At 62.9% G+C, this 13,629-nt stretch carries 12 protein-coding genes and 1 pseudogene; 4 read left to right on the top strand and 9 right to left on the bottom strand.

The features are described from left to right. Positions 1-8 precede the first annotated feature (8 nt). Positions 9-779, bottom strand: coding sequence for a GntR family transcriptional regulator (locus BWP39_RS19165; protein ID WP_096723050.1), 771 nt, complete (start codon positions 777-779; stop codon positions 9-11). Positions 780-879: 100 nt separating this feature from the next. On the opposite strand from BWP39_RS19165, the gene BWP39_RS19170 reads away from it, so the two are divergent. Then, on the top strand, positions 880-2,178 hold the full coding sequence (locus tag BWP39_RS19170) for an MFS transporter (protein ID WP_235851460.1): 1,299 nt from the start codon (positions 880-882) through the stop codon (positions 2,176-2,178). Positions 2,179-2,262: 84 nt separating this feature from the next. On the opposite strand, the gene BWP39_RS19175 is transcribed toward BWP39_RS19170, so the two are convergent. Beyond that, positions 2,263-3,876, bottom strand: coding sequence for an MFS transporter (locus tag BWP39_RS19175; protein ID WP_096723055.1), 1,614 nt, complete (start codon positions 3,874-3,876; stop codon positions 2,263-2,265). A gap of 200 nt (positions 3,877-4,076) precedes the next feature. Between BWP39_RS19175 and BWP39_RS32545 the strand changes: the two genes are divergently transcribed. Together BWP39_RS32545 and BWP39_RS32635 are read left to right on the top strand one after the other, a co-directional pair. Next, the gene (locus BWP39_RS32545; protein ID WP_328590129.1) at positions 4,077-4,169 is read left to right on the top strand and encodes a hypothetical protein; all 93 of its coding nucleotides are present in this window, start codon (positions 4,077-4,079) and stop codon (positions 4,167-4,169) included. After that, positions 4,151-4,324, top strand: a pseudogene (locus BWP39_RS32635) (AMP-binding protein); the annotation flags it as partial. The gene BWP39_RS32545 and the pseudogene BWP39_RS32635, both read left to right, overlap by 19 nt. Before the next feature lie 30 nt (positions 4,325-4,354). On the opposite strand, the gene BWP39_RS32550 reads toward BWP39_RS32635, so the two are convergent. Beyond that, a complete protein-coding gene (locus BWP39_RS32550; protein ID WP_096723059.1) occupies positions 4,355-5,152 on the bottom strand; it encodes an ArsR/SmtB family transcription factor in 798 nt (265 codons plus the stop codon). 161 nt (positions 5,153-5,313) lie between these two features. Then, on the bottom strand, positions 5,314-6,234 hold the full coding sequence (locus BWP39_RS19190; protein ID WP_096723061.1) for a DMT family transporter: 921 nt from the start codon (positions 6,232-6,234) through the stop codon (positions 5,314-5,316). Positions 6,235-6,337: 103 nt separating this feature from the next. On the opposite strand from BWP39_RS19190, the gene BWP39_RS19195 reads away from it, so the two are divergent. Beyond that, positions 6,338-7,252, top strand: coding sequence for a LysR substrate-binding domain-containing protein (locus tag BWP39_RS19195; protein ID WP_096723063.1), 915 nt, complete (start codon positions 6,338-6,340; stop codon positions 7,250-7,252). Between the two features lie 104 nt (positions 7,253-7,356). Here BWP39_RS19195 and BWP39_RS19200 read toward each other — a convergent pair whose 3' ends face one another. The 5 genes from BWP39_RS19200 to BWP39_RS19220 all read right to left on the bottom strand — a co-directional run bounded on the left by BWP39_RS19200 (position 7,357) and on the right by BWP39_RS19220 (position 13,621). Continuing rightward, positions 7,357-8,415, bottom strand: coding sequence for an ABC transporter ATP-binding protein (locus BWP39_RS19200; protein WP_096723065.1), 1,059 nt, complete (start codon positions 8,413-8,415; stop codon positions 7,357-7,359). 44 nt (positions 8,416-8,459) lie between these two features. Next, positions 8,460-10,067 (bottom strand): ABC transporter permease, encoded by a 1,608-nt coding sequence (locus BWP39_RS19205; protein ID WP_096723068.1) that lies wholly within the window; start codon positions 10,065-10,067, stop codon positions 8,460-8,462. Further along, complete coding sequence (locus BWP39_RS19210) at positions 10,068-11,099, bottom strand: iron ABC transporter substrate-binding protein (protein ID WP_096723070.1); 1,032 nt, start codon at positions 11,097-11,099, stop codon at positions 10,068-10,070. A gap of 66 nt (positions 11,100-11,165) precedes the next feature. Beyond that, on the bottom strand, positions 11,166-12,467 hold the full coding sequence (efeB, locus tag BWP39_RS19215) for an iron uptake transporter deferrochelatase/peroxidase subunit (RefSeq protein WP_096723072.1): 1,302 nt from the start codon (positions 12,465-12,467) through the stop codon (positions 11,166-11,168). Positions 12,468-12,469: 2 nt separating this feature from the next. Next, positions 12,470-13,621 (bottom strand): NHL repeat-containing protein, encoded by a 1,152-nt coding sequence (locus BWP39_RS19220; RefSeq protein ID WP_096723074.1) that lies wholly within the window; start codon positions 13,619-13,621, stop codon positions 12,470-12,472. Between the last annotated feature and the right edge of the window lie 8 nt (positions 13,622-13,629).

The raw sequence follows: 13,629 nt of genomic DNA on the forward strand, positions 1-13,629 counted from the left end.
CGGCGGATTCAACTCCCGGAATGAGAAGCGCGGACGCGTCGGGCGCGCCGCGGCTCGGCTTGCGCGGCGTCGGCCTGCGCACGCTCGGTGATAAAGCGGTACAGCAGATCGCCGGTGCCCAGCAGATGCGCGGCCACCAGCGATTGCGCCGTGGCGACGTCGCGCCGGCGCACGGCATCGAGGATCGCAACGTGTTCTGCATCCGACTCGCCTTTGTGCAACGGCAAGCCGAACTTCAGCCGCAGATAACGTTCGCCGCGGCGGTGCAGCGTCTCGATCATCTCGGCCAGCTGCGGACGGACGACGGGTGCATACAGGCTCAAGTGGAACGCCTGGTTGCGCGCGACATAGCGCGACGGGTCCAGCTCGCGCGCGGCGGCTTTACACAGCGATTCGGCGGTGCGCAGCGAGCAGGCGTCATGCAGTGGAATGGCGAGGCCGATGGCGAGGCTTTCGAGCGCCGAGCGGATCTCATAGATCTCACGGGCTTCCTCTGCGGAGAGCAGGGCGACAGTCGCCCCTTTATTGACCTCCACCTTGGCCCAGCCTTCGCTTTCGAGCTGCCGCAACGCCTCGCGCACGGGAATCGCGCTGACCGAGAAGTGCCGCGCAAGCGCGTCCTGCCGTAGCGGTGCGCCCGGCGCAAACGTCCCATCGACGATCGCTGCCCGCACCGCGTCCGCGATCATCCGCGCCGTGCTGGACCGAGGTACGGCGGGCATGGGGGGCAAAGACGCGGAGTCGTCGGCCAGGGGAAAACCATCTGTTGCGTTGCTCATAAGATCAAATATTATATATAAAAATGCGGTTTTCCAAGAGGCAAATCAGACACACCGCGACAACGCATAACGTAATCCAACTGTATGGCCGGAGGAGATGATGAATTCAACAACAGACCGCGCACGTATCGCGCGGCAACGCACACCGCTCAACCGGTCGCAGATCGTCGGTTTCTGGGGCGCGTGGGCAGGCTGGACGCTCGACGGGATGGACTCGTTCATCTATGCGCTGGTTCTCACGCCCGCGCTGACCGAGCTGTTGCCGCGCTCGGGCTACGCGGCGACACCGGGCAACGTCGGTCTTGCCGGATCGATTCTGTTTGCGCTGTTTCTGGTCGGCTGGGGGCTGTCGTTTATCTGGGGGCCGCTTGCCGATCGCTTCGGGCGGACCAAGGTGCTCGCTGGGACCATCTTTACGTTTGCGATCTTCACGGGGCTTGCCGCGACTTCGCACAACGTGTGGGAGCTGGGGATTTACCGGTTTATTGCGGGTGTCGGGATCGGTGGTGAGTGGGCGCTGGCCGGTACCTACGTCGCGGAGTCCTGGCCGGAGGATCGTCGCAAGATGGGGGCGGGTTATCTGCAGACCGGTTACTACGCCGGGTTCTTTCTGGCTGCCGCGCTCAACTACACGGTCGGCGTGCACTTCGGCTGGCGCGCGATGTTCCTGACTGGCGCAGTGCCGGTCGTCATTGCGATTCTGGTGCTGCTGCGCGTGAAGGAATCGGAGAAATGGCAGAAGGCCGAAGCCGGCAGTGCGCCGAAGAAGCCATTGCGCGAAATTCTCGGACCCGCTTATCGACGTCGCACGTGGGTGGCCTGCGCGCTGCTGACCATCGCCATCATCGGTTTGTGGGCCGGGGCGGTGTATGAACCGTCGGCGGTGATCCAGCTCGCGACGCGCGCCGGTATGGCAAAGGGCGATGCGATCAAGACGGCATCGCTGGCAACCGGTTTGCTGTCGATTGCAACGATTCTCGGTTGCCTCGCGCTGCCGCCGCTCGCGGAGCGGATCGGTCGCAAGAAGACACTCGCTATCTATTTCACGGGGATGGCGGTGTCGATTGCCGGCGCGTTCGGTTGGGCGTTCTATCTGCCGAACGGGCTCGCGCCGTTTATCGCGTGGCTGTTTGTACTGGGATTTTTTGGCGGCAATTTCGCGCTGTTCAGCCTGTGGTTGCCCGAGCAGTTCGAAACCCGCGTACGTGCGACGGCGTTTGCGTTTTGCACGTCGTTTGGCCGCTTCGTTGGAGCCGGCGTGAACTTCCTGCTCGGCGCTGCCGTGCTGCAGATGCATACGCTCGGTGTGCCGGTTGCGTTGACCGCCATCGCGTTTGTCATCGGGCTGTTCATCATTCCGTTTGCGCCGGAGACGAAGGGCGAAGTCCTGCCGCAGTAAGTGAATGGGTATCAGTGAATGGGTATCGGGCCCGATACGCTAATCGGCCCGATACCACTATTTGCGCCAGACCTATCGCGAACGCTACTCCACCGCCATCGGCACTTCTTCCGTTAGCGGTGCAGGAACGGCATGATTTGCTTCGTCGTCCTTGTCGCGTGCAATCTCACCGTGATCGGAACGAACCCGCCCAAGCAACCCAAAGACCAGAACAGCAGCAATCAAGGTCAGGATAATCGCGACCCAAAGAAGTTTCTGGAACGCCAGTTCATAAGCCTGGAGCAGTTGTGCATGATCAAAGCTCGAAAGGATCGATCCGGCCTTCGCCAACGTGCCAGCGGCAAGTTGCGCAGCGCCTGACGTCAGAATGTCCGGGTTCTGATCGGGCTTGAAGTCGGTCAATGTTTGCCGGGCGAAAAACGCCAGCAATGAACCCACAATGGCCATAGACGTACTATCGATCGAGACGCGCAAAGCGCCAAAGATACCGATAGCCATCCCGGCTTTTTCGCTGGGCACGACACTGACGGCCAGGTTGTCCATCAAACCCCACGGAATGGCGGCACCTAAACCAATGAGAAGCAGATCGACGCGCATCAGGATGCCATGATTTCCGAGTGGCACCTGTGTGAACAGCAAAAGTCCCGCGACGGATATCAGCATGCCGATACCCGAGAGTATGCCCACCGGAAAAAATCGGGCGAGCATCGCCGAAAGAAACGGAATGAATAGAAGTGGTGCAGAAAAATAAAGCATCAGTATCCCGGCCTCCAGGGGACTGAGCCCTTCAATTCCGATAAAACGCAGCGGCAGGATAACGAGTAGCGCGATATAGGAGTACGCGGTCGCGAGCGGCAAAAGCTGCGCGCCCACAAAGCGCGGATAGCGGAACAGGCTCAGATCGAGCATGGGATTCGGGACTTTCAACTCGATCGCAACAAACACGACAAGCGCCACGCCGCTCGACAGAAAGAGACCCAGAACCAGCGAACTCGTCCAGCCATGCACAGGGGCTTCAATCACGGCAAAGGTGAAGAGCGTGAGCATGAGCGTGAAGGTGCCGGCGCCTAGCCAGTCGAGGCCATGCGTTGCGGGATTCTTGCTGTCCTTCATGTAGAAAATGCACAACAGCAGAGCAATTGAACTGATCACTGCACTGCCGAGAAACACCGCGTGCCAGTTCGCCAAAGCGATCAGACCGCCGGCCAGCGTTGGGCCAAAGGCAAGGCCCGCGCCAAACGCAATGCCGATAAGACTAAAAATCCTGACGCGCGCGGGACCTTCAAACTCCTGGGCCAGCATCGAGACGCCGCCCGCATAGGCGCAGGCGGCCGCAAGACCATGCGGCACGCGCAGGAAATCAAGCCACAAAACGCTTGGCGCAAACGGCATGGCAAGTGAAACAAGCGTCATGACCAGCATGCCGATAAAGAAGATCTTCTTGCGGCCATAGTGATCGGCAAGTGCACCCGCCACCATCAGGGTGCTGCCGCAAGCCAGCATGAAGGCATTGGTGATCCAGGAAAGGGCAACGGTCCCTCCCGCAAGATCGCGGCTGATGAAGGTTTGAGCAGCGGGACCCGCCGAAAGACTCAAAGGCAAGCTGATGCAGGCCAGAATCACTGCGATCAGCACAAGCATTTTTTCGCGTGCGGAGCGCGGCACTGCCGCGGAAGCACTGGGGGAGTTTTGATGCATCAGTGAGACATTCCTGTGGTTCGCGCGATACAGGTACCGCGCAATTCTGCGTTTCGGGACATGGATGCATGCTGAGGGCATCGGCATCATGGATAAAGAAGCGCAACGCGAATTCATCTGTCGTGAAACACGAATAGTGATGAAACCTGGCCAACATTCAGTTCACAGGCGGCACGACCGGGCGCTCCAGAGGCGCTACGCTGACGCTTCGAAATATCGTCAATAACGGAGGATTCGTTGCGCAAGCGCTGACCCTCTCCGACGCAGATGTGCTTTGGACAAGCGTGCAATGACGGTCGGACGGAGTCCGACTCGTCTGGAGGTCAAGCTCGTGGATTTGGCCGGTGACATCGTGCCGGTCGGTGCAACCGGCGAACTGCGCAGGAAGGGTTACCCGGTCATGCAGGGCTACTGGGACGACGAGCGGACGTACGGGGATGACATCGTCATCCCCGTATCGGCCGGTGCGTCAGGTGTGTCAGGTGCAGCTTTGCGGACCGTCCGGCATATACGCCAGAGAACCTGGCGTAGTTAGAAGCTGCCCGGTTTCCAGCAGCGTCTTGAGACCGGACAGCACCATCGGCCAGCCGCCATAGAGTTCTTCGCATGCGCCTTCGCGCATCTGGTCGTGCGTGACGGTGAGCCGGCATGAATCGCCGACCGGCTCGATCTGCCAGGTCACGCGCGATGTGCCTTCGGCCTTCGCGTCATCGCTCCACAGCGCACGGAAACTCTGCACGAGGCGGCGCGGCGGATCGACTTCGAGATTCTCGCCTTCCGCAATGATCGGCATGTCCGTGCGGCTGGCGCCTGCGGGCGCAGGCGGCCGCGCCTCGTGGCGTGAACCTGGCGTGTAGTCCGATAAGGTCTGCAGGCCGAACGTGTATTTGGCGCGCAGATCGGTGCGGGTAATCGCTTCCCACAGACGCTCGGGGGTCGTCTTGATATAGATCTCGTAAACCTTTTCCATTGTCTTCTCCAGTTCGTCTTTCAGGTCGCTCAGCGCCGTCACCCACGGCTGCGCGTACTTGCTTACCCAGCGGTCATGGATGAGCCGGATGGGGACCGCATTCAGAAAGTGCAGCTTCTCGCGTCCTTTTTTCCGGCTCACGACAAGCCCCGCTTCTTCGAGCACTTTCAGGTGCTTCATGACGCCGAAGCGCGTCATCGGCAAGCGCGCTTCGAGCGCGCTCAGCGTCTGCCCGTCCTGCTTGAACAGCTCATCGAGCAGGCTGCGGCGGGTCGAGTCGGAAAGGGCTCTGAATACGTCGTCCATGGAGCAGATAATAGGTGACCGTTTGGTCACGTGTCAAGGCGATTTCGGATCGTAAATGTAGAAAGGCCGCCGGTCCTTGTCGGGCGGCGGCTAGCTGGTTCTGGCAGGGCGAGGTGGAGCGAGAGGGTGCTGGGTGGTGCAACAGTAGTGTGCGGGGGCCGTTACTCCGCCGGCCGTCGCACCCGCCAGCCATGCCGCACGACACTCACGAGCGGCCAGCCAAGATTGACCCCAAGGCTCGAAACAACGATTAGCGCCATGCCCGCAAGTTGCGGCACCGACAGCGCGCGACCATAGACGATCGCATCGACGGCGATCGCCGTCAGCGGGTAGACGAACAGCAGAACGGCGATCACGGGCGTGGTCAGCTTGGGCAACGCCCCATAGATCAGCACATACGACAGCCCCGTATGCAGCACACCCATGCCGACGAGCCAGAACCACTGCTGCGGCTCGATATGTACCGCGCCAAGCGGTGCGATGAACGGCAGGCAGACCACACCGACGAGGCATTGCGCGAGCGTCAGTAGATGCGGGCGCAGATCGCCGAGGCTCTTCGCGATCAGCGTCACGGCGGCATAGAGCACGGACCCGGCGAGCGCTTCGGCGATCCCGATCAGATAACTCGAATGGCCCAGCAGGTTGCCGCTCGCCGCGACACCCGACGCAAGCACCAGCCCGACGAACGCCGTCGAGATCCACCCGAGCCGGTCAATGCCGAGCCGCTCATGAAACAGCGCCGCACCGATCAGCACGACCCAGAACGGCTGCACGTGAAACACGACGGTCGCGACCGCGATACTCGTGCGATGGATCGCGTCGAAGAAGCCGACCCATTGCGTGACCATCAGCACGCCCGACAGCACCGCCAGCGCGACGGTACGCCGCGTGAAATGGCGGCGCGCGAAGAAGCCTTTCCACGCGCAATACGCGGCCAGCGCAAAGAAGCCAAACAGGCAGCGAAAAAACACCATCGAGAGCGCGTCGAGCCGCGCCTCTTCGACGAATACGCCGAGAGTGCCCATCAGCAGTCCGCCGCTGGCTAGCGTGATGGCGCCTTGCTGGCGCTCGGTGAAAGACATGGACACGCGACTCCGCAACGATAGACCGATCGAGTATCCGCGACTTGTAAGCCATCGACAAACGAATTAAATTTGGAAATTCCATAAGCCGGATTGATAAATCATGCACCCGGAATTCGATATCGATTTGCTGCGCACCTTCGTCGCGGTGGTGGAAACGGGGAGTTTTACGAAGGCATCGGTGGCGGTGCACCGGTCGCAGGCGGCGGTGAGCATGCAGATCAAGCGGCTCGAACGGATGCTCGGCACGACGCTGTTCGCGCGCGACACCCGCAACCTCGCGCTGACGCGGCCGGGCAATACGCTGCTCGAATACGCGCGTCGCGTGATCGATCTGCATCAGGAGGCATGGGCCGCGATCGTGCGGCCTGAAGTGACGGGGCGCGTCGTGCTCGGTGCGCCGGACGACTATGTGTCGTCGTTGCTCTCGCCGGTGCTGCGGCGGTTTTCGAATCTTTATCCGCACGTCGAGATCGAGATTGTCTGTGCGCAGAGCACGGCACTTGCGCCGATGCTGGCCGACAACAAGATCGATCTGGCGTTCGTCACGCGCGACCGCAAGCTGCACGGCGAATTCGTGCGTAGCGAGCCGATGGTATGGGTGGGTTCGTCCGATGAACCGGCTGTGCTTGCCGCCTCGCCGTTGCCGGTCGGGCTGTACGAGCCCGGTTGTGTCGCGCGTCTGCATACGCTTGCCGCGCTCGATGCAGCGAAGATCCGTTATCGCGCCGCGTATAGCAGCGCGAGTCTGCTTGGCCTGGTCGCGACTGTGGATGCTGGCCTCGCGGTGATCGCGCTCGCGCGTTGCAGCGTGCCGGCGCGGCTCGCCATTCTCGGCGAAGCGCAGGGGTTGCCGTTTATCGAGCCGCTTGAAATCGTCGTTGCGCGGAGTGCGAAATCGGATCGACCGACTTGCGACTATCTTGCCGCGCAGATGGTGCAGGATCTTGCGGTGCGCGTGCAGACGCGTGCCCAGCCGGCGCAGGAGACTGCGTCGCGCGACAATCTGCCGATGTGAATCTGCAGGTGTGGCGAGTTAAAGATGGGATCAACCGTGCGGATACGCGCTCACTCGACAGTCTGCTCGCGTGAATCTGCCAGCGCAGAAAACAGGAGATGGGATCAACCGCGCGGATACGCCGTCGCATCACCATCAACAGTAAGCGTGACCCGCTCACCCGGCTGCGGACTACGATAACCCGGCACACGCGCCCGCACGATGGTGTGCGCGGCAGACTGCATCCGCAGCGTCACGGCAGCATCCTGCCCCTGAAACACAACATCCTGCACGATAGCGTCGAAGCTCGGCGCACCACTCGGCGCGGCCTCATGCGCATGCAGCACGCGGATCTGCTCCGGCCGCACCATGACATCGACAGCACCATCGGCAACCGGCACGGACAGAGACAGCGTACCCAGCTCGCAGGTCGCACTGCCGCCGCGCGCATCGCCCGCGAGCAACACCGCTTCGCCAACGAACGATGCCAGCTCGCGCGTCACCGGCTGCCGGTAGAGCGTTTGCGGCGTCGCAGTCTGGATCAGCTTGCCGCGCCAGAGCACGGCCACTTCATGTCCCATCGATAACGCTTCCGACTGATCGTGCGTCACGAGCACGGCAGTCGCTCCTGCCGCGGCAAGCGCCTGCGCTACGGCCTGGCGGGTCTCGAGGCGCAACGCGGCATCGAGCGAAGAAAACGGCTCGTCGAGCATCACGAGCGTCGGCGAAGGAGCGAGCGCGCGGGCCAGCGCAACGCGCTGTTGCTGGCCGCCCGAAAGCTGCTGCGGCGCGCGCGTCGCGAACGAAGCGGGCAGGCCGACCAGTTCGAGCAGTTCGGCCACCCGATGGCCCACGCGACGTTGCGCGCGCGGCAAACCGAACACGATGTTGTCCGCCACCGACAGATGCGGAAACAGCGCACCTTCCTGCGGCACATAGCCGATGCGCCGTTGTTCAGACGGCAGATGCAGACCGTCACCGACCACACGTCTACCGTCGATCTCGACATTACCGCCATCCGCGCGTTCGAAGCCGCACAGCACGCGCAGTAACGTGGTCTTGCCGCTGCCCGATGGGCCGAGTAGCGCGAGCAGCGTGCCGCGTTCGACGGACAGATCGATGCCATGCAGCACCGGGTGACCGTCGAACGATTTATGCAGCCCGCGGATACGAAGTTCGCTCATGTGAATCCGATCAAATTGCAGAATGCCCGGTTTCGCTCACACGCTCATGAGCGCTCGCCCAGCAGCGCCGAGCGACCAAGCAGTGTAAACAGCAGCCCCGATGCGCACAGCGAAATGCCGGTCAGCAACGCTGCATACGGTGCGGCGGCAGCGAACGCCATCGTCGACGTATCGGACCAGACCTGGGTGGCGAGCGTGTGGGTATCGATGGGCGAGAGCAGCAGTGTCGCGTTGAGTTCGGTGACGACCGAGATGAACACCATCGCGGCTGCCGCGCCGAGGCCTGGGCCTGCTAGTGGCAGCAGCACACGCAATACGGTCTGAGCCCAACCGAGACCCAGCGCCCGCGCCGTTTCTTCGAGTCGTGGCTGCGCCTGCATCAATGCGGCACGCACGCTAACGAGCGCAAGCGGCAGGAACAGGATCGCGTACGCGATCACGAGCAGTGCCGCGCTTTGATAGAGCGGCTGCAACGCGTGCACGGCAAGCGACACGATCGCGAGCGCGATCACGAGACCGGGCACGCCTTGCGCGATAAACACGGTGCGCTCGAACAGCGTCGCGAGACGGCCGGGGAAGCGCACCAGCAGGAATGCGAGCGGGATCACGAGCACGGTGGTCAATACGGCGGCAGCGAGCCCAAAGCCGAGCGACGACATCGTTGCGTTGAACAGCAGTTCGGGCGAGACATCGGCGGGCGTCACGGCGGCGGCGCCCGGCTGCGTGAGCCAGAAGCCGATCATGCCGAGCGGCACACCGAGCGTCGCGATCGCAAGTGCCGCGAAGCCCGCGACGACGAGCCAGCGCCACGCGCCAAGGTCATAACGCAGCACGGCGCGACGAGCACCACGATCGACACGTTCATAGCGCGCCGCACCGCGCACGCGAAATTCGCCGGCAAGGCACACGAGACACATTCCGATCAACAGACACGCGAGCACCGACGCACCACCGCCGTCGAAACTGGTGCGGTACTCGGCGTAGATCTCGGTGGTGAAGGTGCGAAAACGCAGCAGCGTGAACGCGCCGAATTCGGACAGCACGCCAAGCGCGACGAGCAGCATGCCGCCGAGCAGCGCAGGTCGCAGTTGCGGCAGCACGACCCGCATGAACGTAGCAATGCGACCGCAACCAAGCGCGCGTGCACTCTCTTCGAGGGCAGGGTCCATGTTGCGCAACGCGGCGGCAACCGGCAGGTACACGAGCGGAAAATACGCGGACGTGATGACGAGCAGCGCCCCCGCGAAATCCTGCAGATCGAGGCTGAACGACACCCAGGCATAGCTGGTGATGAACGCGGGCATCGCGAGCGGCGCCGCGCTCAGCACGGCCCACAGTCGGCGCCCAGGCAGACGCGTGCGTTCGACGAACCACGCCGCAGCCGTACCGATCACCGCAGAAGCGAGCGTCGCCGAGACGGTAATCAGCAGCGTGTTGACGAGCAGTTCACCGACGAGCGGCCGGAACACGAGATCGACGGCATCGGCGAACCCGAAGCTCGCTGCGCGCCAGAACGTAAACGCAATCGGCAGCAGCACCAGCAATGCGCTGAGTGCCGCTGCCGCGAACAGACCGCGCGGTGCACGCGCGCGGCTGCGTATTGCTACGGGCGGTGCGTCGACCGGCATACCGGCCGACGTAGCGTCGCTCATTTACAGCAAACCAGCCTGGCGCAGCAGCTTGCCGGCCTGGCTGTCGTCGCCGAGTTGCTCGATCGTCAGAGCGGGCGGGCTCAGCTCGGTGAATGGCTTGAGGATCGGGTCCGGTGCGACGCCTGCATGCAACGGATACTCGAACTCGACATGGCTCTTCGCGACCAGATCCTGCGCACGTTCGCTCACCAGGTACGCGATGAACTTCTGCGCACCGTCTGCGTTATGTGCGGCCTTCAGCACGGCCGCACCCGATACATTGACGAGCGCGCCCGCATCGCCATGACCGAAGTGATAAACCGCACTGCGTGTTCCCTTGTCGCCGATCTCGGCATGCAGACGGGCCCAGTAGTAGTTATTGATGATGCCGGTGGCAACCGCACCGCGATTGACCGCGGCCACCACGCCTTCGTCGTCGTCGAAGATTTGCGCGTTGGCTTTCAGGCCCTTCAACCATTGCACCGTTTGCGCTTCGCCTTTCAGTGCGAGCACGGCGCTCACGAGCGGCAGGAAGTCGCCATCGCTCGGTGCAATGCCGACCTTGCCTTTCCACTCGGGTTTCGCGAGATCGAACAGCGACTGCGGCAACTGCGCCGGCTGAACCTTCGTCGTGTTGTACGCGAGCACGTTTTCACGCGCGGTGACGCCGACCCATGCGCCGGTCGGCGAGTTGTAGCGTGCCGGAATCGTCGCGAGCGTCGCCGGATCGATCTTGCCGAGCAGCCCCTTTTCTTCGAGCAGCATCAGCTCTGGCGAATTCTCCGTGAAATACACATCGGCCGGTGATGCCGTGCCTTCCGCGACGATCTGCGCGGCGAGCGCCGGGCCTTCGCCGCTGCGGATCTTCACCGAGATGCCCGATTCCTTTTCGAAGTCCTTCGCCAGCATGTTGACGACCTGTTCATGCTGCGCGTTGTACAGCACGATCGACGCGGCATGTGCGGACAACGGCAGTGCGCCGATGGCTGCAAGCGTCAGACTGGCGGCGGCGCCGAGCACACGCAGGCGAGTGCCAAACGAGGAGTGGGTCATGGTCGTAGCGTTCCTTCTTCAGATTCAGATGATGGTGTCGGTTCGTAGGGTTGCGCGTGAGTGTGCTCAGGTCTCGAACAGTCCCGCGCCGATAAACGATCCCTGGCGCGCGCCCGGCGGACACGCAAACACCGCGCTGCCGATATGCGTCGTGAACTGGTTCATCAGATCGAACTTCGAGAGCTTCTCGTTGATCGGGATGAAACCGGTACGCGGATCGCTCTGGTGCGCGATGAAGATCAGCCCGGCATCGTATTCGGTTTCCTGGCGCCATGGCGGCCAGCGCTCGATATAGAAGTTCGTGCCGTCGTTATACGAATACGAGCGGCGCAGGATCTGCGCGCCGTTGTTCGATGCGTGATTCGACAGCCGCACGTGCGAGTTGTCGGGGATCACGTTGTTGCCGTCCTTATCCTGCGCGTCGAGATTGACCGCATCGAATTCGTTCTTCTGGCCGATCGGCGCACCGCTGTATTTGTGGCGGCCGAACACCTGCTCCTGAAACCCGAGTTCCATCTGGTCCCAGTGTTCGAGCGTGATGCGAATACGGCGCACGACCGTGTAGGTGCCGCCCTGCATCCACGGTGTATCGGCAGAGGTGGCCCAGACGAACTCGTTCATCAGCGGCGCGCTTTGCGTCGATGGATTGTTGGTGCCGTCCTTGAAGCCCATCAGGTTGCGCGGCGTTTGTCCGCGCGGACCGGACAGGAAGCCTGCCTGGCCCCAGCGCATCTGTGCGATGCCGTAGGCCTGGCGTGCCAGTTGCCGCGCCGCGTGGAATGCAACCTGCGCGTCGTTGGCGCAGGCCTGGATGAACAGGTCGCCACCGGTTTTCTCTGCGACCAGTTGATCGCCGTTAAAGCGCGGCAGATCGACCAGTGCAGCGGGGCGGCGCGACGCGAGGCCGTAGCGATCCTTGCCTTCGTGTGTGAAAAGCCCCGGGCCGAAGCCGAAGGTAATCGTCAGGCCGGCGGCGCCGAGGCCGAGTACGTCGCCGGAATCGGGCGCGGATTTGTCGTCGGCGGTTTGCAGCGACGCGGCGGGTGACCCTTGCGTCATGCGCGCGGCGGCATCGGTCCATGTGCGCAGCAGGCCGATTACGTCGTCGCGTTTTTCGGTCGTCAGATCGAGCGCCACGACGTAGGTGTGGCTCTGCTGCGGCGTGACGATGCCGCCCTGATGCGGCGCGAAGAACGGCTCGACCGCTAGCTGCGGATCGTCCGCATGCGTCTTGCCGAGCGCGGCCTGGGCCGCCGCCTGTGCGACCCCTGCGGTGCCGAGACTCGCACCGGCCGCGACGGTTGCCGCGCCTGCCTTCAGAAAACCGCGTCGCGCGGGCCGTGAGGGGGGAGAGGAGTCGTTTGCCATGATTACTTCGCCAGTACCAGCGTGTTCACGTCGTCCTGCACAAAATAGAAGCCGTCGCCTTCCGGTGTCAACGCGATGCCGAACAGGTCGCCGTTGCCAGGCGGCGATTGTGCCTTGTCGGTGTCGATCCAGCGCGCGTACAGCTGCTTGCCGCTCGCGGGATCGATCTCGACGACCTGACCGTTCAGCGCGTTGGTGACGAGCAGGTGGCCGTTCGGTGCGGTGACCATCGCGAGCGGACGGTGCAGCAGGCCGTCGGCGGTCAGTTGACGGCCGACGCCCGCGCTCGTGTCGCGCGTCATCGGATCATCGATTTCGTTGACGCGGTTACCGATCGCGTCGGACACATACAGCAGTTTCTGATCCGCCGACAGCGCGAGCCCGGTCGGCCCGACGAGGAACACGCCCTTGTCGGCCTGCGCGCCGAAGCCGCTGCCGACCACGGTTTCCTTCTTCACGACCGGCGGCTTGCCTTGCGGAATGTCGAGGTCGAGACGCAGCACGGTGGCCTGCTTGAAGACCGGCGGATTGCCGGTCGCTCCACCGACGCCGAAGCCCGCATTGCTGACGAACAGCGTCGCGCTCGTGCCGTTGTCGACGACGGCCATGTTGCCCCACGGGTCGTTGATGTTGGCGCTGGCGATGGTCGACGCAATCTTGCCCTGGCTGTCGATCACGATCAGGCAGCCGGCGCCTTTCGTACCGGTGGTGCCGTCATTGCTCGGCGTGCTACCGACGATCACCCAGCCCGACTTCAGCATCGTCATCGCCGTCGACAACCCGATGCCACCGGGGCAATCCTTCAGATCGCGCGGGATCGTCGCGAACAGCGTCATCTGCTTCGTGTCGGGGTGATAGTCGACGATCGTGCTGCCGGTGCCCTGCAGGTTGGTCGAGTTGTTGAAGTTGTCGACCAGCACGTCACCCTGTTTCACCGTGCCCGCCGAGGTCGGCGCGACGACAATCGCGTAGGGGTTCTGGTCGCCGTTGTCGGGCACCGTGTTGATCAGCGTCGTGTGGTGATGCAGGGTTTCGAGAAAACCCAGCGGTTCAGCGTAGGCGGTAGCAGCGACGGCGCATGCCACTGCACCGGCGACGAGAGCCAGAACAGTGCGGGTAGAGCGCGACGAAAGCTTGCGCTTGAGATGTTTCATATGAGTCT

Source organism: Paraburkholderia acidicola, assembly GCF_002362315.1.
Classification (GTDB): domain Bacteria; phylum Pseudomonadota; class Gammaproteobacteria; order Burkholderiales; family Burkholderiaceae; genus Paraburkholderia; species Paraburkholderia acidicola.